Source organism: Yersinia sp. Marseille-Q3913 (genome assembly GCF_963892745.1).
Lineage (GTDB): Bacteria > Pseudomonadota > Gammaproteobacteria > Enterobacterales > Enterobacteriaceae > Yersinia > Yersinia bercovieri.
This window is the reverse complement of the sequence record NZ_CAWQAF010000088.1, coordinates 149,250-171,683: the sequence shown is the minus strand read 5'-3', so window position 1 is coordinate 171,683 and position 22,434 is coordinate 149,250. Positions and strand designations below refer to the sequence as shown.

The following is a 22,434-nucleotide window of genomic DNA, read 5'->3' as shown; positions in this document are numbered from 1 at the left end:
TTTACCTGCTTATTATCTTATTTAGGGCATTCAACCGACAAATTAGCGGCGGGGGATTGTAAGTCGCTCACCGAAAGATCGCTATAGTAAGAAAATGTCTCATACGGTAAAATTAAGTAACCTGCTGATATAACATACATATGTTGTCCAAAAAGAGCAGTTCGTCTGCGGTCATGTCAAAAAAAGGTCATATTTTCCTTTTCCCCACCCCCCATTGTCACTGATAATGCGCCGCGTTCATGTCCACAAACTGGCGTAACGCTTATGCTACATCTTTTCGCTGGCCTGGATTTCCATACCGGCCTAATGTTAGTTCTTGCTTTGATGTTCGTGCTGTTTTACGAAGCCATTAATGGTTTTCATGATACAGCCAATGCGGTTGCGACCGTAATCTATACCCGTGCCATGCGTTCACAGGTTGCTGTTGTGATGGCAGGGGTGTTTAACTTCCTCGGCGTGATGCTGGGCGGTTTGAGCGTGGCTTACGCCATTGTTCACTTATTGCCTACTGATCTGCTGTTAAACGTCAGTTCGGCACATGGGTTGGCTATGGTCTTCTCCATGCTACTGGCGGCGATTATCTGGAATTTGGGCACCTGGTACTTCGGTATCCCAGCCTCCAGTTCTCATACGCTGATTGGTGCGATCATCGGTATTGGTTTAACCAATGCATTAATGACCAGTACATCCATTGTCGATGCGCTGAACGTTCCTAAGATGATTCAAATCTTCCTGTCATTAATCTTATCCCCAATTGTGGGTTTGGTTATTGCCGGCTTGATGGTGTTCCTGCTACGTCGTTATTGGAACGGAACCAAGAAGCAACAACGTATTCACCTGACACCCGCTGAACGTGAAAAGAAAGACGGTAAACGTAAACCGCCATTCTGGACTCGTACTGCACTGATAATATCGGCTATCGGCGTGAGTTTCTCTCATGGCGCTAACGATGGTCAGAAAGGGATTGGCTTGATCATGCTGGTATTAATCGGTGTGGCTCCGGCTGGCTTTGTCGTGAATATGAATGCAACCGGTTATGATATTGCCCGCACCCGCGATGCAGTGACTCATCTGCAACAATATTATCAGCAACATGTTGAGGTATTGCCTCATGCCGTCGCGCTGAAACCACTGGTGCCGACACCAGAGACCTTGCCGAATACACCTGCACAGTTCCACTGTGATAGCTCACGCGCCATGATAGCCATTGATCATGCACAGGTGCTGCTGGCTAATCTGCAAAGCTATGACGACCTGACGGTTGATCAACGTAGCCATATGCGTCGCTTGCTGATGTGTGTTGCAGAAACCGCAGGGACTGTTGCCAAGCTGCCAGAAACCAGTGCCGAAGACCGCCGTTTCCTCAACAATCTACGTACTGATTTGTTGGAAACTGTGGAATACGCACCGACCTGGATTATCGTTGCCGTCGCTCTGGCCCTCTCTTTGGGGACCATGATTGGCTGGAAACGTGTTGCTGTGACCATCGGTGAAAAAATCGGTAAGAAAGGCATGACCTACGCGCAAGGGGTTTCTGCCCAGATGACTGCGGCGGTTTCCATCGGGATTGCAAGTTATACCGGTATGCCAGTATCGACAACTCAAGTGCTCTCTTCAGCGGTTGCCGGGACCATGTTGGTCGATGGCGGAGGTGTGCAGAGTAAGACGGTTAAGAACATTATGTTGGCATGGGTATTAACCCTGCCCATCTCTATTCTTCTTTCCGGCGGGTTGTACTGGGTCGCATTGAAGTTTATTTAACCCAGCGAAACGTTTTACTATCACCGTGTGTCTACGTGCTGCACGATGATAATGCCGGGCGGTACAGTGTACTGAACGGTGGCAATAAACGAAAAGGCGGCCTTCACAGGTCGCCTTTTTAAATAGTGCTCTGCCCATTATTGATACTAATACCACAAGATTAACCCCATCAAACTCACCACGACTAAACCACACAATGCACTGGTCAGTATAAATTGCCCACGTAACCGCTCGCAGCGGCGGATAAACTCTGGATCATGATGATCAAGATAGCGTTGAGTAAAAATGTAACCTACTAATCTAATCTGCTTGCTCGGCTGGCCGTGGGAGGTAAAAAATCCACCGCCATCAACATATTGATACAGCAACGGGTCGCAGCCACGTAATACCACCAACAAAGCACGCAGTGATGAATAATAACGTGCCATATTAATCACACATACCACACACAAAGCCCAAAAAAGCGCGACGGTACTGATCATAACCATCCTCCCAGCGATATCTCACACATTGGATCAGTGACCTGAACCTTTGCGTCATCGCTCACTCTAGCCGATACAAACACCCCCAGGGCCTAAAAAACCACCCCCTATCGTTCGCTTTCTCATGGTGGTTCGACCTGTTATTCGCTCGACACAACATCCGAACGTGTAGGACTCCCTTTATGAGTGTAGGAAACGAAATGGAAAATAGCCTGATAATCTCTAAATTATGCCGCTTTGGCCTTTATTAAGTATCGATTAGCATTAACTTAAGGCGAATCTTACTTGCTGGTAAGCGCGTTAAATTCATACAAAAACCGCTCAAACATTAATCTCACTTAACTGAATTAAATAAACTTGACTGCTGCTTTTGCTCAATTATATTTGCATCACAAATATGAAATTCCGTTCATTGGGATGTTTTATCAGCGCTATACTTAAGATAATGATCTGCTTTAAATTCGAGTGACTGGATAATGTACCTAGGCTATAAACGGCAGAATTGAGTTACACCTCGGCACAAATAGATGTAAAACGACATAGGGTTACTTTAGTGATCATCGTCAAAACAGTGTGTTGTGATCCGTGAAACACTTCAGTTAGGGGTCATAATGCTACTATGTCGATATCGCGTTAGCACCCGTTCAACAGGTTGAATGTTTGCTTACCCATTAATTAACATTATGGAAGGAGTTTACTTATGGCTTACAAACACATTCTGATTGCGGTTGACCTATCTCCGGAAAGCAAGGTGTTGGTGGAAAAAGCGGTCTCTATGGCCAAACCGTACAATGCCAAAGTTTCCCTGATCCATGTCGATGTTAACTACTCAGATCTCTATACCGGTCTGATCGACGTTAATCTTGGCGATATGCAAAAGCGCATCTCGGAAGAAACACACAATGCACTAACTGAACTTTCGCAGAATGCGGGCTACCCGATTGAGCAAACCCTGAGTGGTAGCGGCGACTTGGGTCAAGTACTGGTTGATGCCATTAAGAAATATGATATGGACTTGGTATTATGCGGCCATCATCAGGACTTCTGGAGTAAGTTAATGTCTTCAGCGCGTCAACTGATCAACACCGTGCATGTCGATATGCTAATCGTGCCTCTGCGCGATGACGAAAATGGCGAAGATGATTAAGCGTTCATTCAATCTAGCTTAACGTTGTCACCACTAACGCCCGCCTTTCGCGGGCGTTTTTTATTGTGCTCTTGATGGTATCACCCCCATCGTCACTCATTGATAACCCTGCTAACTTTTTCTCAAAATCCCTTGCTGTATGAATATAAACCAATGATATAGTCGATGATGCACAACATCGTCTCCCTACTATTTTTATAAAAATAATAGTTAGAAATAATTGTCGGGAGAGTCTTAATTGGTACAAGGAATGATTAGTAATGAATGATTTAATCTCTCTGGAGTCATTTTTAGAGTCGTTACAAAAACGAGATGCTAACCAACCAGAATATCTCCAAGCCGTGCGTGAAGTCTTCACCTCGCTTTGGCCCTTTCTGGAGCAAAACCCACATTACCGTGAACAAAGCCTACTAGAGCGTTTAGTCGAGCCAGAACGGGTGATTCAATTCCGAGTGGCCTGGAGTGACGATCAGGGTAAGGTACAAGTTAACCGTGCCTGGCGTGTTCAGTTTAGCTCAGCGATTGGTCCTTATAAGGGTGGAATGCGCTTTCACCCATCAGTCAACTTATCAATTCTTAAATTCCTTGGTTTTGAGCAAACCTTCAAAAATGCCCTGACAACCTTGCCCATGGGTGGCGGTAAAGGCGGCTCTGATTTTAATCCGAAAGGGAAAAGTCAGGCAGAAGTCATGCGTTTTTGTCAGGCGCTGATGACTGAGCTGTATCGCCACCTTGGCCCGGATACAGATGTTCCGGCAGGTGATATTGGCGTCGGTGGCCGTGAAGTGGCGTTTATGTCCGGTATGATGAAAAAGCTGTCGAATAACACCGCTTGTGTCTTCACCGGTAAAGGGTTGTCCTTCGGCGGTAGCCTGATTCGCCCGGAAGCGACCGGCTATGGTTTGGTCTATTTCACCGACGCCATGTTAAAACGCCACGGTTTAGGTTTTGAAGGTCGAAGAGTGTCAGTTTCCGGTGCCGGAAACGTGGCGCAATACACCATTGAAAAAGCCATGGAGCTAGGTGCCAGAGTCATTACGGCCTCTGATTCAGGCGGCACAGTGGTTGATGAAGCGGGCTTCACACCGGAAAAACTGGCTCATTTGGCTGAAATTAAAAACAAACGTTATGGCCGAATTGAAGACTATGCCCGCGAACGTAATCTGGTTTATCTGGCGGATCAACAGCCATGGAGTATACCGGTTGATATCGCCTTACCTTGTGCGACACAGAATGAACTGGACCTGCCGGCTGCACGTCAGCTGATTGCTAATGGCGTGAAAGCTGTGGCCGAAGGCGCGAATATGCCGACAACTATTCAGGCCACCGATGCTTTCCTGGAAGCTGGTGTCCTCTTCGCACCGGGCAAAGCCGCCAATGCGGGGGGTGTTGCCACATCTGGTTTGGAGATGGCGCAAAATGCGGCACGCTTAAGCTGGAAATCAGAAAAAGTAGACGTTCGGTTGCATCACATCATGCTGGATATTCATCACTCCTGTGTTGAATATGGCGGCGACGGCAAGCAAACCCACTATGTACATGGCGCGAACATTGCTGGTTTTGTCAAAGTAGCGGATGCCATGTTGGCCCAAGGCGTGCTGTAAATAAGATATCACTCCCCCCATACTCTTTATAACGACATAAATAAAGAGTATGGGGTATTCATCTGCATTATTATTTTTAATTTTACATATAATAATTACGCTATTAATTTAAGATTATCCTTATTTTAAAATTATCGCCTATTGCTAATATAGCAATCAAAGTCAATGTATATAGTAATGCATTTCCATATTATTTATAAGGTGGTTATCATGTATTCCCGCAATAGACATAACAATATAATTAATAAGAAATTACACATGCAACACAAGAATAAAATAAAGAAAGATATATCACAAAAGATAGTCACAGAGTACACTTGGAATAATGCACTGGGATATAACTCCAACCTTCATTTAAGTTATTCATTCACTCCCGCCATCACATCAGGCCTTATTGATAATGAGTTTTTTGGCGATGTATTTTTATTTAATCAATCACAGATTTCTCAGGCAAAAAAAGCAATGCAGGCTTGGTCTGATGTGGCTGACATCTCATTCTCTGAGGCACCAAGAGGTCTTGGTGGCAATGTTATATTCTTAAATTTCAATCGCAATAATATCGGCACTGGTTACGGTCAATATCCCAACTCCGGTAAAATTAGCTTAATAAAAACAAATTATATTGACAGTTATAATAGAGCACCAGGAAAATTCAATTTTGGTGCTCATGTGCTCATTCACGAGGTCGGTCATGTTCTTGGCCTAAAACACACCCACGACTTAGAAAATTCGCCTGAAAATCAGCAATACACACAGCAGGTTAGCGTCATGAGCTACCAATCAGAGCAAGCATCAGGTGCTAATTATAGTGATAACTATCTGTCCGCACCGCAATTATATGATATTAGCGCTGCCCAACATCTTTATGGGCCGAATTTAAGCACCCGCACAGATAATACCGTTTATGGTTTTAACTCCAATAGCGATAGAGATTTTCTTACGGCCAAGACTTCCGCAGATAAGTTAATATTCTGTGTTTGGGATGCCGGTGGAAAAGATACCTTTGACTTCTCCGGTTATACCGAAGATCAAAATATTAATCTTGATGAACTCAGTTTTTCTGATGTCGGTGGCTTAACGGCGAATATCTCTATTGCTGCCGATGTGGTAATAGAGAATGCTATCGGCGGTAGTGGCAATGACACATTAATTGGCAACGATGCTGATAATACTCTGTCTGGTGGCGTAGGTGCAGATCATCTATGGGGCGGAAAAGGGCGAGATATATTTAGCTATCGTGACATAAATGATTCGACTCTAAATGCTGCGGATACAATATATGATTTCGAGTCTGGTCTCGATAAAATCGATTTATCAAATCTGGCGAATGGTGACATTATGCTGGTTGAATCATTTAGATCGACAACTAATCGCCATTATCGTACGGAAATTGCGCAATTTTATGGTTCGGTGAGTGATATCACTTACTTAATGATTAATTTTGATTATACCGATAAGACGGATATGGTGATCAAAGTAGCGGGTAAGCATCAACTGTCCACTCATGATTTTATTTGCGCACCACAGCTAATAGCCTGACCCTATATAGCAGGCTGTTGATGCGCAGGTGTCACAGCCTGTTATTCCAAGGAAAACCCTAAGGTAAATAGAGATCAAAACGGTGGCTCTTGGTGGTGACCGCCGCCTGCGCAGCTATTCCTGCCAGCGGCTCGGCATAGTCCGGGCGCTTAACCACCACCCGCCTGGTCGCCAGCGCACGGGCGGGTGCCAGTAAGCCATCGGCATCTTCATCAGCGCCCACCAGCGATTGAAATACCCGCATCTCCTTTTTGACCAGCGCACTTTTCTGCCGATGCGGGTACATTGGGTCGAGATACACTACTTCCGGCCGCGGCTCAATTGTCGCCAACGCCGTTAGACTGGAGGCATGTAGCAGCGTCAAACGCTCACGCAACCAAGGGCCAATTTCAGCATCCTGATACCCACGGCGCAAACCATCATCTAGCAAGGCCGCCACCACCGGATTACGTTCCAGCATTTGCACCTGGCAGCCTAGCGCCGCCAGTACAAAAGCATCGCGCCCCAAACCTGCGGTAGCATCAACCACACGCGGAATATAACCTTTTTTGATGCCGACCGCTTTGGCGACCGCTTCACCCCGCCCGCCACCAAATTTGCGGCGATGGGCCAGTGTGCCGGAGACGAAATCAACATAAATGCCGCCGAGTTTTGGTTCATCTCGCTTGCGCAACTCAAGGCGCTCAGGGGTCAGCACCAGCGCCATAATGGCCTGCTCGTCAGACACCAATCCCCAGCGCTCCGCCAGAATAGATAAGGCGCCGGGATCGGCGCCTGCTTCAGACAATAAACAAATACTTACCTGTGACACATTCTAGCCCTTAATACCGTAATGGCGCAGCATAGCATCCAACTGCGGCTCACGACCACGGAAGCGCTTAAACAACGTCATTGGCTCTTCTGAACCGCCACGGGACAGAATATTGTCGAGGAAGGATTGACCGGTTGCCGCATTGAAAATCCCCTCCTCCTCAAAGCGCGAGAAGGCATCAGCAGAGAGCACTTCCGCCCACAGATAACTGTAGTAACCCGCCGCATAACCACCGGCAAAGATATGGCTAAAGGCATGTGGGAAGCGGCCCCATGTCGGTGACGGAACCACTGCAACCTGTTTTTTCACCTCATACAGGATCGGCAGGATCTGCGCACCGGTCAGCGGATCGAACTCATAATGCATACGGAAATCAAACAGCCCGAACTCCAGTTGGCGCAAAATAAACAGCGCGGCCTGATAGTTTTTCGCCGCCAGCAGCTTATCCAGCATCTCTTGCGGTAGCGGCTCATTGGTTTGGTAATGGCCGGAAATAAACGCCAGCGCCTCCGGCTCCCAGCACCAGTTTTCCATAAACTGACTCGGCAATTCGACCGCATCCCACGGCACACCATTAATACCTGAGACGCCCGCAGTATCAATTTTGGTCAGCATATGATGCAAACCATGGCCGAATTCATGGAACAAAGTGGTCACTTCGTTATGGGTAAATAGTGCAGGTTTGCCGCCAACTGGGCCGTTAAAGTTGCAAGTGAGGTATGCCACCGGTTTTTGCAGTTGGCCGTTCGCCAAGCGCAGGCTGCCGACACAATCATCCATCCAGGCCCCGCCGCGCTTATGTTCACGGGCATACAGGTCAAGGTAGAAGCTGCCGCGCAGTTCACCACTGGCATCATAAAGTTCGAAGAAACGCACATCCGGATGCCAGGTATCCACATCGTGGCGCTCTTTGGCGGTGATACCGTAAATGCGTTTCACCACTTCAAACAGCCCTTCGACGACACGCTGTTCAGGGAAGTAGGGGCGCAACTGTTCATCACTGATAGAGAACAGGTGCTGCTTCTGTTTCTCGGAGTAGTAGGTGATGTCCCAAGCGGCTAATTCATTGACACCATAATGTTTTTCCGCAAATGCACGTAGCTGCGCCAGCTCCTGTTCCGCCTGTGGACGCGCGCGTTTGGCCAGATCATTTAAGAAGCCCAACACCTGCTGTGGGCTTTCAGCCATCTTGGTCGCCAGCGACTTATCCGCATAGCTGTTAAAGCCCAGTAACTGCGCCAGTTCATGACGTAACGTGAGGATCTCAGCCATGATTTCGCTGTTATCCCACTTGCCCGCATTCGGCCCCTGATCAGAAGCGCGGGTCGCAAAGGCGCGGTACATCTCTTCGCGCAATTCGGCGCTATCAGCATAGGTCAGCACGGGCAGGTAACTTGGCATATCCAGTGTCAGCAGCCAGCCATCTTGCTCTTTGGCTTCCGCCATGGCTTTAGCTGCCGCCAATGCGCTTTCCGGCAGCCCTTTTAGCTGTTCGACATCAGTAATCAACTTGCTCCAGCCCATAGTGGCATCAAGCACGTTATTGCTGTAAGTCGAACCCAGTTCTGACAGGCGGGCCACGATTTCGCCATAGCGTTTTTGCTGCTCAGGCGCCAGACCAATACCGGATAACTGGAAATCACGCAGAGCATTTTCTACCGCTTTGCGCTGTGGGGCGGTCAATGCCGCAAAACCCGGCCCCTCTTTTAAGCTGACATAGGCCTGATACAAGCCCTTGTGCTGCCCGACCCAGGTGCCATATTCCGACAGCAATGGCAGGCTTTGCTCGTAAGCGGTGCGTAATTCCGGGCTGTTCTTCACCGAGTTTAAATGCCCGACCGGTGACCAAATACGTGATAAGCGGTCATCCGATTCAGCTAGCGGTTGGCACAGATTATCCCAGGTGAAAGGCCCCGGCTGGGCAACGACCCGCTCCACCGCTTGACGGCATTCATCCAGCGCGGATTTTACCGCAGGCACGATATCTTCAGGGCGAATAGCAGAAAATGGCGGCAGGGAGAACGGGGTCAACAGCGGATTTGTCATAGGGCAGTCCTGATTATGATTTTGAATTCCAGCGCCAGAACCTGTCCAGCGGCGGAGAATAAGTGATGAATGAATAATTAACATGAGGTCTGCCGGCATGAAAATCAATGGCAGGCGACCTTAATCCTTTTGATTTCACTTTTTATCCACCAGACAGTTTATACTAGTTGCCATAATGTGCTGGCTGCGTTTTCTGACTGCGATGTTTTGTTGCATCCACAAAGATAAGCCGCAAAAAGCACTGCCACAATGTACAGCATATATTTTCGATGAAACAAATATTCATCATAAATATCAATTGGTTAATATAAAATGTTAAGTTATCGCCATAGTTTTCACGCCGGCAACCATGCCGACGTCCTTAAACACACTGTTCAGAGCTTGATTATTGAGTCGCTGAAAGAGAAAGAGAAACCCTTCCTGTATCTGGATACCCACGCCGGTGCCGGTCGCTACCAGTTAAGTGGCGAACATGCCGAGCGCACAGGTGAATACCTTGAAGGTATCGGGAAACTGTGGCAACGCGATGATTTACCTGACGATTTAGCCCCATACATGAGTGCTATCCACTACTTTAACCGTGCCGAGAAGTTGCGTTACTACCCTGGTTCGCCGTTGATCGCGCGTCATTTATTGCGTGAAGATGACAAAATCCATCTGACCGAACTGCACCCTAGCGATTACCCGCTGCTGCGCAATGAATTCGCCAAAGATGAGCGGGCTAAAGTCCAGCGAGCTGATGGTTATCAACAGCTTAAGTCACAGCTCCCTCCCGCATCTCGCCGTGGTTTCATTCTGATTGACCCACCCTATGAAATGAAAACCGATTATCAGGACGTGGTGAAAGGCATTCAGGAAGGTTATAAGCGCTTTGCAACCGGCACCTATGCATTATGGTATCCGGTGGTTTTACGTCAGCAAATCAAGCGCATGTTACGGGATCTGGAAGCCACGGGTATCCGCCGTATCTTGCAAATTGAACTGGCAGTTCGCCCAGACAGCGACCAGCACGGCATGACGGCTTCTGGCATGATTGTGATTAATCCACCGTGGAAACTGGAACAACAAATGAACACACTGTTGCCATGGCTGCACAAAGCACTCGTGCCATCAGGCCATGGTCATACGCTGGTGAAATGGGTAGTGCCGGAATAATACCAATTGCCTATCGGAGCCATTGATCCAACCTTTGCGACAAAACGCTGGCAAAGGTTAAACTCTTAGGCCATTTTTAAACGACTTGGAAACGACCCTGATGACCAAACATTACGACTATCTAGCAATTGGCGGTGGCAGTGGCGGGATCGCGTCGATCAACCGGGCTGCCATGTACGGCAAAAAATGTGCGCTGATCGAAGCTAAACAGCTCGGTGGCACCTGTGTGAATGTCGGTTGTGTGCCGAAAAAAGTGATGTGGCATGCCGCGCAAATTGCGGAAGCGATTCATTTGTATGGCCCAGACTACGGTTTCGACACCACAGTGAATCATTTCGATTGGAAAAAGCTGATTGCCAATCGTACTGCTTACATCGATCGTATCCATCAATCTTATGAGCGTGGTTTAGGTAATAATAAAGTTGATGTGATTCATGGGTATGCGCGTTTTGTTGATGCACATACCGTGGAAGTTAACGGTGAGAAAATCACCGCTGACCACATTCTGATCGCCACCGGTGGTCGCCCGAGTCACCCAGATATTCCAGGCGCTGAATACGGTATTGATTCCGATGGTTTCTTTGAATTGGACGAAATGCCAAAACGCGTTGCCGTGGTAGGCGCGGGCTATATCGCGGTAGAGATCGCGGGCGTGCTCAATGGGTTAGGTACAGAGACGCATCTGTTTGTGCGCAAACATGCGCCACTGCGGACTTTTGATCCGCTGATTGTGGAAACCCTGCTGGAAGTGATGAACAGCGAAGGGCCGAAGCTCCATACCGAAGCGGTGCCAAAAGCGGTTATCAAAAATGCAGATGGCAGCCTGACACTACAACTGGAAAACGGCACTGCGGTGACTGTTGATCACCTGATTTGGGCGATTGGCCGTGAACCTGCAACCGACAACCTGAATCTGGCCGCCAGCGGCGTCAAAACCAATGAAAAAGGCTACATTGAGGTTGATAAGTTCCAAAATACTAACGTCCCAGGGGTCTATGCCGTCGGTGATAATACCGGGGCGGTTGAACTGACACCGGTGGCCGTGGCGGCGGGCCGCCGTCTGTCTGAGCGCCTGTTCAATAACAAGCCGGATGAGCATCTGGATTACAGCAATATCCCGACTGTGGTATTCAGCCACCCCCCTATCGGCACTATTGGTCTGACTGAACCACAAGCGCGCGAGAAGTTTGGCGACGACCAAGTGAAAGTGTACACATCGTCATTCACCGCGATGTACAGCGCTGTCACTCAGCACCGCCAACCCTGCCGGATGAAGTTAGTCTGCGTTGGTGCGCAAGAGAAGATTGTCGGCATCCATGGTATCGGCTTCGGTATGGATGAGATCCTGCAAGGCTTTGCCGTGGCAGTGAAGATGGGCGCAACCAAGAAAGATTTCGACAACACTGTCGCCATCCACCCAACGGCCGCCGAAGAGTTTGTCACAATGCGCTAAGCAGACTGACAAAAGATCGTTAAAGGCTATAAACCCAAGGTTTGTAGCCTTTTTTATTGTCTTAAAGCGCGAAGGCCACCGCGTGACAGTGGCCTGAAAATCAATAGCTAACTCACTCTTATCACTTAGAAACTGACGTTAATACCCAAGTTACCGGCGTAACCGTCCATCTTGCCATCAAAAGCTCTTTGGTATTTAACATCCGCATAGATATCAACGTTGTTATTCACTTTAGCATTAATACCCGCGCCACCTTGCCAATAGGTTTTACTGAATTCAGGGCGGAGGCTCGCGGTATCAATGGTCACTTCTGGGTTATCACCGAGCTGATAGATCACATCCGTAGATAAGTAGGGCTTAATCGTCTGCTGTTTAGTCGCCTCACTGAATACTCGTACACCCGCGCGGGCTTGCCCGACAGAATAGGAGGTGCCATTGACCCCAGAAATGTCATCAGTAAAGCTATCCAAATTCAGATATTGATATTGCAACTGCCCCTGGGGTTCCACTTTCCAGTTACCAACAACAGGGTATGCTTGACCAACTTCGGCTGACATCGCCACACCATAACCATTCTGTCTGGCATCATGCTGGCTTTGATAGCTGTTGCGGTATAGCGTCCCCTGACCGACGAGATCGATATATCCCCCCTGCCGTGTCATCAACGTGTAATAACCACCCAAACCATAGGCATCAGTTTTGATTTTGCCGGTATTGATTGATAAACCCGCACGCACCGCGCGCGCCTTATCCTGCGTATCAGTCTCCTGCTTACCGAGTGTTATCATCCCCCCCGCCGTGGCCTGCGTTCCGGCCGCATTTTCGCCCTGATAAAAATCATGGCCCAACTGAGCGAACCAGATATCGGAGTCATAACTAAAACGCCCTGCTTCGAAGGTATTTCGCTGCCCGCTGATCCGACCCCAAGAGTCTTGATTAAAGCCGTTGCTAGCCCCAGCGGCCGAACCACGGCGCTCGTGTAAGCGGCCCAGTGTGCTGAAGCCGTAAAAGGCATTGAGCCAAGGCGCAGCAATGTAGCCCGGCACTTCATCTCGATAAGCGATCACCGGGCGATTAGGGCGGTTTGGGTCAACAACTGTCGGTTTACCCGGATCGGTGGGGCCAACCGGAGCCAGATAGGATTGCAAATTCCAGTTATGCCCATCAACCTGATATAAGTAATACTGGTAGGCACCAGCGGTAACCATGTCACTCATCAAAAACTGGCTGTAGAGGGCATCGCCATCAACCCTAATCAGATTGATCCCTGAACCCGTGGTTAATGCACCCAGCCCGCCTTGATTCACCACTTTCACGTAGTGTTCACCCGTCGCACTGCCCGTCACATGCAACCTATCAGCCGGTGAATTGTCATCGTCTAATTGCGCATTAAAGACAAAACTGCCGTTGCCGGTTAAGTCGCCATTCACCGTTAAGGTCCTGAAATTGCCGCCCGGAATACTAGTACCAGGGAGACTACTGACCGCTGGAATAAAGTTTATCTGACCCAGCACGTTCAGTGAGCCGACATCTGTATTGTTGGTCAAGTTCCAGATACTGCTGCTGTCGATATCGATATTTTGGGCATTACGCGCAGCACCAGTCCAGACCGAGCTGTTTTTCAGCGCCAGACTGACACTGTTATTGGCATCGGCCTGAATATCACCCACCAGAATAGAGTGGTTGTCGGCACTCAAATTGACGTTACTGATAATATCCAGTGGCGCGGAAGTAGTGCCAACATTAGTACTGGCATTTACCAGTAAGCCGTTGCCACCACTGAGCTGCGAACCATTTTTCACATCAATATTTATATTGGCGCCATAAGCTCGAACACCCGCCCCCTGTTGACTGATAATCTGAGTGTTATCCAACGTCACCTGGCTATAAATGGTGTCAGCGCCTGCGGCGTAAATAGCGCCAGCATTCATACCGGTTGTGATGATGCGGCTGTCTTGCAGCAAAATAGAGCTGCTGGTTTGCGTCCACAGCGCATAGGCGCTGGCACCAGTAGAGGTGCCGGCCACATTTTTCGCACTGATTGATGAGCCAATGAAAGTGCCCAGCACCATACCGGAAGCACCGGTAGTCTCAATAGTCGCCCCATCAAGATTCAGGTTGCCACCTCTGGCCGCGGTAGCACCCACACTGCCAACACCCGCTGTAGAAATAGCCATATTGGTGGCATTAAAAATTGATTGAGAGTAAATACCGTGCGAGTTATCCCCGGTAGTTTTCACCGTGGTATGGTCAACAATCGCCGTTCCCCGGTTCTCGATGGCGATCGCATTGTTCCCATCGGTCATCACCGTGGCGTTATTGACTCTCACCGACGAGCTGTTATCCGGCACCCAAATCCCCATGGCATATGTGCCTTGGGAGTGGTAAGAGCCGCCATTAATGGTGACATCGGCGTTCATATTCACGTTAACCAACGCGGAATTGCCACTACGAGAGAGGGCATTGACGTTATTTAACACGATGACGGCCTTGTTGGTCAGGCTATTGCCCATGGCCCGCAATACCGAGCCAGACGCTAAATCAATATTGGCGTTGCTGATATTGGCGCTGCCATTGATATCGAATACGTTATTGATATTGCCCGTGGCGGTCAGACCATTCAGCGTAATGGCCGAATCTTTATCCACACCGACCCCCGCATAAGCATTGGTCATATTAAGTGTCGTGTTATTCAATGTGGAATTTAAACTGCCATTAGTAATATAAATACCCGTGCCGCTATAAGAGCTAGTATTATTAATGACGTTATTTTCGCCAGTTAATGAACTCCCGGAACCGCTCAAATAAATACCATACCCACCACTGATATTTATCGTTGAATTATTCACCGTTAATTCGCTGCCATCATAACCGGACACCGCGTTAGCAAGCCCGCCTAGAATATTAAACACTGTGCCATTAATATCAGCACGATTTCCTGCACCAGAGGTGTAAATACCATTACCGCTTGAACCTGAGGTAATTATTGTCCCACCCTGCAAATTCACCGTACCGCTATTATTACGGATACCATAGGCAACCTCGCCTTCGGTCTTGATGATGGACCCACTCAAATTGAGTGCGCCGCCATTAGATACTTCAACACCATTACCCATCAGCCCAGTGGTATGAATGCTGAGGTCGGAATCTCCACTAACCGTGCTGCCATGGCCTTTCACCACCACAGTCGGTTGGTAGCCGCTATCTGTACCGTAATCGCCAGAGATAGAAACGGAGCTACCATCGGTGACACTAATAGTCTGTGCTGCCCAGCTATAGAGAGGGGTAAAAAAAGAGAACAACAGACCGGCCAATAACGTTTTACGAAAACGAGCTGATGGCGCTATTTTATTTATTAGCATATGAATCACCTGGAATCTTGAAAAAAAACAAGAAAATTAAATTATTATTTTGTTTATTTTTATTTCCTGCCAAATTTAATTATTGAATAGTAATTAAATTTAACCATCACCTAATATAGGCCGACAAAAATACATTGAACATAAGACCGCATAACTTGATCCGTAGGACACTTCCTACAAAATATAAATTCAGATCTTAATCAAGACGTTAAGGCTATTTTTAATCGGGAAATTGAGGGTTAATCTTACTATTACTGTCGTTAGAACTTACCCACGACTGTTGTGATAGCCATCGACTCTGCTATTATCAACAGATTACTCGCGATTTTATGTCACATTTTGTAGAAGAATCATCTGCATAAGGCATGAATTAATGCAATTAAGGAGAATTATGCCGAACGCACCGAAAAACAGCTCAGCGCCACTGGCAACGGGGATTGAAACCGGAAAGAGAGCTATCTCCTCGATGACGCGAATGAGTAACCGAGTGAAAGCTTATCCGCCAATCGCCCATATTATCCGCGCCACAGATCGTTTTAATGACCGCTTGGGCAGCCAGTTCGGGGCAGCCATTACCTATTTTTCATTTTTATCGCTGATCCCTATTTTGATGGTCTCTTTTGCCGCCGTCGGTTTTGTTCTGGCCTCAAATCCGGACTTATTAGCTGAATTAATTAACAAAATTGTTAATACCATCAGCGACCCAGCATTAGCCGCCACACTTAAAAATACTGTGAATACCGCCATTCAGCAGCGCACGACTGTTGGGCTGACCGGTTTAGCGATTGCCCTTTACTCCGGTATTAGCTGGATGGGTAATCTGCGCGAAGCCATTCGTGCCCAGTCACGGGATGTGTGGGAGCGCAATCCGCAGGATCAGGAGAAGTTCTACTACCGCTATGCCCGTGATTTTATCTCGCTCATCGGGTTAGTTGTCGCGCTAATTATCACTCTGTCACTGACCTCGATCGCCGGCGCGGCGCAGTCTGCCATCGTCAACGCCTTAGGTCTGGGGGGAATTGAGTGGCTGCGGCCCGCCATGACACTGATTGCAATGTCGATCTCTATCGCGGCTAACTATCTGCTATTTTTGTGGATATTTTGGATTCTGCCACGGCATAAGCCGAAGAAAAAAGCCCTGCTACGCGGCACCCTAATTGCCGCCATCGGCTTTGAGATCATCAAGTTTGTCATGACCATGATGCTGCCACGCCTTGCCAGTTCGCCTTCCGGCGCGGCCTTTGGTTCGGTGATTGGTTTGATGGCCTTTTTCTACTTCTTCGCTCGCCTGACCCTCTTCTGCGCCGCCTGGATAGCCACCGCCCACTATGCGGAGGACGAAACCTTACCGCAAAATCCAGGCGGAAAAACAGGGTAACCCGCCAAATCTATCTGCATCCGAATCAGGTGAACACCCCATAATGATAAATAAGGGTTATGGGGGTTTGCCCTGACTGCTGATTTGTCATTACACTGATGCTCCATCATCGGAAGTGAAGGATCACAGATGTCACGCTATATAAAAAAAGCTGGGTTTAGATGGATAATATTGGGGCTGCTGGTGGTAATCGCGGTGATCGTGGCGTGGCAATCACGCTCCAGCCATGCCGACGCATTGTGGAAAATTGTTAGCCAACAATGTGTGCCCAATATGGAAGCCAATCAAGACCCGCAGCCCTGTATTGAGGTCAATACGCAGGGCGGGTTTGTGGTGTATAAGGATATACACGGGCCATTGCAATATTTACTCATGCCTACAGCGAAAATCAGCGGCATAGAAAGCCCGCAAATATTAGCCGCCAACAGCCCGAACTATTTTGTTGATGCCTGGCAAGCCCGCCACTTTATGGCCGATAAATATGGCGCACCCATTGATGATGCGAATATCTCGCTCACCATTAATTCAAAATATGGTCGCTCTCAAAATCAATTACATATTCATATCTCTTGCCTGAAACCTCAGGTAAAAGCGGCGCTGGCCGCACATGAGGCTGATTTCAGCCCACAATGGCAGCCCTTACCCGGCGGGCTGCTAGGGCATGATTATCTGGCGCGGCGCACCACAGATACTGAATTACAGCATCTCGGCGCATTTCGCCTACTCGCCGATGAAGTTGCCGGGGCAAAAAGTCATATGGGCAGTTATGGTTTAGCCATGACCGCATTGCCAAACGGGGAGTTTTTGCTGTTAGCCAGTCAAGCGGACCTGACAAAGTTGCATCGTGCATCAGTGGAGGAGTTGCAGGATCACCAGTGCCAACTGCTCCCCCCACCACCAATACACTAACTGACTACTTTTTCTGCTTTATTTTTTGCAGCAATGGCGTGCACTGATTAGCCTCTGCTTCACTGGGGGAGATCAGCGCCAGCAATGCGGCGGCAGGGGTTAGCGCCACCCCTAACACGGCGGCAATAGCACCTCGGGCGATTAATGGCCCAGCTTTTACGCCCGCGTCCGGCTGCTTAAATGTGCCTTTCACATAGAGCGGGGAGCGTAGGGTCAGAATACGTAGCCCTTTGCTTTCTGGATTGATGGTTAGATCCAGCCGTTCGGTCGCGAAGTTAATATTACCGGTAATGCTGATCATTGCGTTTTCGGTATCAACCACAAACAGGCGTGGGGTGGCTAACCCATTGCGCAGCTGAATATCAGCCACCGCGCAGTTAATCTTCACCTCATCGTCACCAAACAACTTCGCCACCAGATAGTTACCCACATTCAGGCCAAGCAACTCCATCAAGCTGCGGCTGATCAGCCCTTGATTCAACAGCAAGCGCAAACTGCCATTACTGGTTGCCAGTAGCGCGGCCACCGAGTTGCCGGTCGCAGTAAAGGATGCATCGCCATTCAATTGCCCCAAGCTATTACGCATTGCTTTTACCTGTGGTAATAGCGCCTTCAATTGCAGCCGACGGGCATGTAAATCCACTTTGCCCTGCATGGGATCTTTATTGCCATTCAGCCGTAATGTGGCATTCAGGTTTCCTCCCGCCATGCCGAAACGCAGTGGATCAAGCAATAACTCGCCATTATTCAGCTCCACGTGGGTCGACAGATCATTTAGGGGTAATGATTTATCGCGTTCGATACGTTTCGCGGCATAGGTAACATTGGCATCCATCACCCCCCAGCTTTTGGTATCAAACTGTTCAGTCGGCAAGACCTTATTCGCGGGTTGCCGGTTTCGCTCGCCACGCTTGGCTTTTTCCTGATTGGAATCCGCCCCAATCAATGGCGCTAAATCAGCAAAGCGCAATTTTTCTGACGACATGTTGCCGGTTAATTTTGGCCGTGGCTGACTGGCGGTATAGGTCAGATTACCGTGAATATCACTGTCGCCAATTTTACCGTTAAAGTTTTCATAGCGATAAACCGCGCCATCGGCTTGCTTGAGACTCGCCACTAAGCGGCCATCGGTGTTGTAAGGCGGAGTGGCGGGCAGTAGCACGCCGATCAGCGGGTAGAGGTTGTCCAGACTGGCGCCTGAGAATTTCAATTGCAGATCCAGCCCCGCCAGATTACCGGGGTCAGTTAAGGTGCCCGCCACCGCCACGCGAGTAGATCCAGAGCGCAGATCAGCCTGCAATGGGAATGGCCGACTCGCATCACTCATCGACAACATGCCACCCATCTTACCGCTGCCAGTCAGTGACTGCCCCTGATACTTGCCGTCAATCTTCCAGCCAAAAACATAATCTGCCGTGTTGCTTTGTGCACTATCCGCAGGCGATTGACCCTTTTTCTCAGTGCTTGCCCCCGTCACCTCAGCAAAGGGCAAGGGCTTTCCCAGAGGATCAATCACGGCATGTAGATCTGCTTTCAGCATGGCATCGTTTAGACTTATCTCGCCACGATCAAAGACGATATCGTCGATATTGACCGACCAAGAGGAGGGCTGCTCACCCTCCTTCGGGCTATTGGCCAGATTGAATGTCCAGTTATTCTTACCATTCGCCAGCCGTAGTAGATTGGCATCCGGCTGTGTCAGCCAGATGCGGGGTATCCAGACCTCTTTCGCCAGTAAGGCTAAGGGGGCGATACTGGCATCGACCCGTTTTAGGGTGACCATCTCGCCAGCAGGAAAGGCCGTGGAAGCGATTTTATCGTCTGCCGTTTTATCACTGACCAGTTCCGGCGGGTTGCCCAGAACCAGATCTTCAGCATGGATATTCGGCCAGGGGACCCAACCGCGCCAACCCGGCTCATCGCTTTTTCGTGACCAATCGACAGCCAAATTGCCTCGGATAGCAAAAGGCCGTTGCAACTCGGCAGAGACTTTTTCGTTAATCGTCGGCTTGAGGCGGTTCCAGTCGAAGGTCATAATAAGCACAATCGTTGCTGCCAATAGCAGCAGAATCAGGCCACTAACGCCTGTGAGCACTTTTCCGGTTTTGGTCATAATAGCTCCATGCCAATAATCTGATAAATAACGCTAAATCCATCGCCAGGAGGTGCTCGAACGCACGTCGATTTGCGGTATTTTAGTCGAAAAATCAGTCAGGAAATCGTTAAACGATTAATAATGCGGATTCAGAAGACTACACTAACCATAGTCGATGATGGGGTAGAGTCCATTATTTGGACAGCCCAAAGCGGTGACGCGAAGGAAGGCAACACGGGGAACCTAATCGTGGTGAAACAATAGGATATTGTTCAGAAAGTATTAGCCACAAAACAGCATAGGTAGCGCCTGCAATCGATCAAATGAGGTTGGACGGGAGAGATAATAACCTTGCGCCGCTGCCGCGTCAGAGCGTTGCACCATGGCCCACTCCTGTGAGGTTTCGACGCCTTCGACAATAACTCCTTTGCTGTAGCGGTCCATTAAGGTGACCAGCGTGAAGAACAGTTGGTTCCCGGCATCACTCTCTTGCAACACGATAAACAGATCTCTGGCAACTTTGATGTATTCATAGCGCCAACTAATGAATGAAGTGAAATTCGCCAGCCCACTACCAAAATCATCCAACCACAGTCGGTCTGCTTCAGCAATGCGCGCAAAGGGAGTATCAAGGGAGGTATCAACATGCTCAAGCAATTCAAAGCGAATGTAGGGCATAGCGTCGATGAGCACCTTGGCTTGCCGGTCATCCTGCATTGCCATCAGCGCCTGACCATCAATATTGATCGAAACCAGCACCGAGTGATGAACGAATATCGCGTGCCACTGCTTAATCATGTTCAGTTGCTCCAGCACCACATCCAAACGGTCGCGGATACTGATGGAACTGAAGTAATCTTCAGGGTTCAGACGGGTGTCTGGTGATGAAGGGTGAAAAACAGCCGTGAGCAACTCAATCGCCAGCAACGCCCCGGATGTGCGATAGATAGGTTGAAAAGTGTACCGACGCTGACATTGCCGCCAGAAGCTCTGTCCTTTATTACGATCAATGGCAGCAAAGGATGGCGCAAGTAAACCTGATACTTTATTAGTCATCATCAGTTTAATCGCCATGTTTCGGGACATCAGACAGTAATGGCAGTGTGTATTGCTGCCAGTCCGAAGACATCCGGTGGTAAAGGTGATTCCTTCTGGAGATGTTATCGACTCGTGTGACCATAACTTTATATTGCGGCATGACAGATTCTTATTTCCAGATAGATTATGACCCCAGGCGGATGAGCTGGCGCGACACATTTAAGCCATCTATATTACTTAACTCAATAATGCCATTACTCTTAATGGAGATGAATATGCCTTATGTAAATATTAAAATTACCCGCGAAGGGGCGACGGCGGAACAAAAAAAACAGCTGATCGCGGGCGTCACGCAACTGTTAGTCGATACTTTGGGCAAAAACCCAGCGACAACCGTGGTGGTGATTGATGAAGTGGAGACCGATAACTGGGGCATTGGTGGTCAGAGTGTCACCGACCTACGAAAATCGTCATAATTCGGTTTGGAACAGTGGGAAACTTGTCAGTTTCCCAACCTACATCATAAAAAATTTAAAACGTCGTTTTAATACTATTGACTCTGACTAAGCCAGCAGTGAGACTAGCCTAAACCACTCCCATCACTGACACACATTCAGGAATAGGCCAGCTTTCCATGACCAGCAAAAATATTGCCGTTATCGGCGAATGCATGATTGAACTATCACAAAAAGGTTCCGACCTTAGCCGGGGCTTTGGCGGTGATACGCTGAATACAGCGGTGTATGTTGCACGTCAGGTTTCTGAGCAGGCCCTGAATGTGCATTACGTGACCGCACTGGGCACTGACAGCTTCAGCCAAGAGATGCTGACCGCCTGGCAGCAGGAGAAGATCCACACCGACCTTATTCAGCGTATGGATAATAAGTTACCGGGGCTCTATTTCATCGAAACCGACAGCACCGGTGAGCGCACCTTCTATTACTGGCGAAATGATGCCGCCGCCCGCTTCTGGCTGACCAGCCCGGCGGCAGACGACATCTGTCAACGTCTGGAAAAATTTGATTATCTGTATCTCAGCGGTATCAGTCTGGCTATCCTGGACAGCGCTTCACGTCAGCGTTTACTAACGTTGCTGCGCGCCTGCCGTGCTAATGGTGGCAAAGTTATCTTTGATAACAACTACCGCCCACGTCTGTGGCAGAGCAAGGAGGAGACACAGGAAGCCTATCGCGACATGCTGGCTTGTACTGATATCGCCTTCCTGACACTGGATGATGAAGATATGCTGTGGGGCGAGAAGCCATTGGAGCAGGTGATAGATCGCACTCAAGCATTAGGCGTGAGTGAGATTATTATCAAGCGGGGCGCGGATTCTTGCATCGTTTGGGTCAAAGAGGGCTTTGAAGCTCAGCAATATGATGTTCCTGCGGTCAAACTGCCGAAAGAGAGAATCGTCGATACGACGGCAGCCGGGGACTCCTTCAGTGCCGGTTATCTGGCTGTTCGCCTGACTGGTGGCAGCGCCCACGACGCAGCAGTGCGTGGCCATTTAACCGCCAGCACAGTAATTCAATATCGTGGTGCCATCATCCCATTGGCGGCCATGCCGGCGGTCTGATTAGCTCAGCATCAAGTTCGAGGGGGCTAACGCACCTCGGGGCACTCCGGCGGTTTACACCGCTACGACCCCAAC

The 22,434-nt window shown here is 48.9% G+C and carries 16 protein-coding genes; 10 read left to right on the top strand and 6 right to left on the bottom strand.

Annotated features, from left to right (window positions below; genetic code table 11):
* Positions 1 to 264: 264 nt before the first annotated feature.
* Positions 265 to 1,761 carry an inorganic phosphate transporter PitA gene (gene pitA, locus AACW11_RS19930; protein WP_212585297.1) on the top strand — a complete coding sequence of 499 codons (1,497 nt, stop codon included), beginning with the start codon at positions 265 to 267 and terminating at the stop codon, positions 1,759 to 1,761.
* A 146-nt stretch (positions 1,762 to 1,907) separates the two neighbouring features.
* Here the strand turns inward: pitA and uspB are convergent, their stop codons facing one another.
* A complete protein-coding gene (gene uspB / locus AACW11_RS19925; protein ID WP_005273532.1) occupies positions 1,908 to 2,243 on the bottom strand; it encodes a universal stress protein UspB in 336 nt (111 codons plus the stop codon).
* Between the two features lie 700 nt (positions 2,244 to 2,943).
* Between uspB and uspA the strand changes: the two genes are divergently transcribed.
* The 3 genes from uspA to AACW11_RS19910 all read left to right on the top strand — a co-directional run bounded on the left by uspA (position 2,944) and on the right by AACW11_RS19910 (position 6,533).
* Entirely contained in the window at positions 2,944 to 3,390 is a 447-nt protein-coding gene (uspA, locus tag AACW11_RS19920; RefSeq protein WP_004874931.1) for a universal stress protein UspA, read from the top strand.
* A gap of 260 nt (positions 3,391 to 3,650) precedes the next feature.
* Positions 3,651 to 4,994 (top strand): NADP-specific glutamate dehydrogenase, encoded by a 1,344-nt coding sequence (gene gdhA / locus AACW11_RS19915; RefSeq protein WP_212585296.1) that lies wholly within the window; start codon positions 3,651 to 3,653, stop codon positions 4,992 to 4,994.
* Between the two features lie 201 nt (positions 4,995 to 5,195).
* Positions 5,196 to 6,533: a M10 family metallopeptidase C-terminal domain-containing protein gene (locus AACW11_RS19910; RefSeq protein ID WP_212585303.1), complete on the top strand. Its 1,338-nt coding sequence runs from the start codon at positions 5,196 to 5,198 to the stop codon at positions 6,531 to 6,533.
* Between the two features lie 58 nt (positions 6,534 to 6,591).
* On the opposite strand, the gene rsmJ is transcribed toward AACW11_RS19910, so the two are convergent.
* Positions 6,592 to 7,344 (bottom strand): 16S rRNA (guanine(1516)-N(2))-methyltransferase RsmJ, encoded by a 753-nt coding sequence (rsmJ, locus tag AACW11_RS19905; RefSeq protein WP_212585295.1) that lies wholly within the window; start codon positions 7,342 to 7,344, stop codon positions 6,592 to 6,594.
* A gap of 3 nt (positions 7,345 to 7,347) precedes the next feature.
* Positions 7,348 to 9,390: an oligopeptidase A gene (prlC, locus tag AACW11_RS19900; RefSeq protein ID WP_212585294.1), complete on the bottom strand. Its 2,043-nt coding sequence runs from the start codon at positions 9,388 to 9,390 to the stop codon at positions 7,348 to 7,350.
* Positions 9,391 to 9,702: 312 nt separating this feature from the next.
* On the opposite strand from prlC, the gene AACW11_RS19895 reads away from it, so the two are divergent.
* Both AACW11_RS19895 and gorA read left to right on the top strand, forming a co-directional pair.
* Positions 9,703 to 10,545 carry a 23S rRNA (adenine(2030)-N(6))-methyltransferase RlmJ gene (locus AACW11_RS19895; protein WP_032897562.1) on the top strand — a complete coding sequence of 281 codons (843 nt, stop codon included), beginning with the start codon at positions 9,703 to 9,705 and terminating at the stop codon, positions 10,543 to 10,545.
* A gap of 100 nt (positions 10,546 to 10,645) precedes the next feature.
* Positions 10,646 to 11,998, top strand: coding sequence for a glutathione-disulfide reductase (gorA, locus tag AACW11_RS19890; RefSeq protein ID WP_212585293.1), 1,353 nt, complete (start codon positions 10,646 to 10,648; stop codon positions 11,996 to 11,998).
* Between the two features lie 125 nt (positions 11,999 to 12,123).
* Here gorA and AACW11_RS19885 read toward each other — a convergent pair whose 3' ends face one another.
* Positions 12,124 to 15,360, bottom strand: a complete 3,237-nt coding sequence (locus tag AACW11_RS19885) for an autotransporter outer membrane beta-barrel domain-containing protein (protein ID WP_212585292.1) — start codon at positions 15,358 to 15,360, stop codon at positions 12,124 to 12,126.
* 391 nt (positions 15,361 to 15,751) lie between these two features.
* Between AACW11_RS19885 and yhjD the strand changes: the two genes are divergently transcribed.
* Positions 15,752 to 16,738 (top strand): inner membrane protein YhjD, encoded by a 987-nt coding sequence (yhjD, locus tag AACW11_RS19880; RefSeq protein WP_212585291.1) that lies wholly within the window; start codon positions 15,752 to 15,754, stop codon positions 16,736 to 16,738.
* A 129-nt stretch (positions 16,739 to 16,867) separates the two neighbouring features.
* Positions 16,868 to 17,647 carry a CDP-diacylglycerol diphosphatase gene (locus tag AACW11_RS19875; RefSeq protein WP_212585290.1) on the top strand — a complete coding sequence of 260 codons (780 nt, stop codon included), beginning with the start codon at positions 16,868 to 16,870 and terminating at the stop codon, positions 17,645 to 17,647.
* 4 nt (positions 17,648 to 17,651) lie between these two features.
* Here the strand turns inward: AACW11_RS19875 and AACW11_RS19870 are convergent, their stop codons facing one another.
* Together AACW11_RS19870 and pdeH are read right to left on the bottom strand one after the other, a co-directional pair.
* Entirely contained in the window at positions 17,652 to 19,760 is a 2,109-nt protein-coding gene (locus tag AACW11_RS19870) for an AsmA family protein (protein WP_212585289.1), read from the bottom strand.
* Positions 19,761 to 20,024: 264 nt separating this feature from the next.
* A complete protein-coding gene (gene pdeH / locus AACW11_RS19865; protein WP_212585288.1) occupies positions 20,025 to 20,816 on the bottom strand; it encodes a cyclic-guanylate-specific phosphodiesterase in 792 nt (263 codons plus the stop codon).
* Between the two features lie 239 nt (positions 20,817 to 21,055).
* Between pdeH and AACW11_RS19860 the strand changes: the two genes are divergently transcribed.
* Together AACW11_RS19860 and AACW11_RS19855 are read left to right on the top strand one after the other, a co-directional pair.
* Positions 21,056 to 21,256 (top strand): 2-hydroxymuconate tautomerase family protein, encoded by a 201-nt coding sequence (locus AACW11_RS19860; protein ID WP_032897557.1) that lies wholly within the window; start codon positions 21,056 to 21,058, stop codon positions 21,254 to 21,256.
* A gap of 158 nt (positions 21,257 to 21,414) precedes the next feature.
* Complete coding sequence (locus AACW11_RS19855; RefSeq protein WP_212585287.1) at positions 21,415 to 22,359, top strand: sugar kinase; 945 nt, start codon at positions 21,415 to 21,417, stop codon at positions 22,357 to 22,359.
* The last annotated feature ends 75 nt before the right edge of the window (positions 22,360 to 22,434 follow it).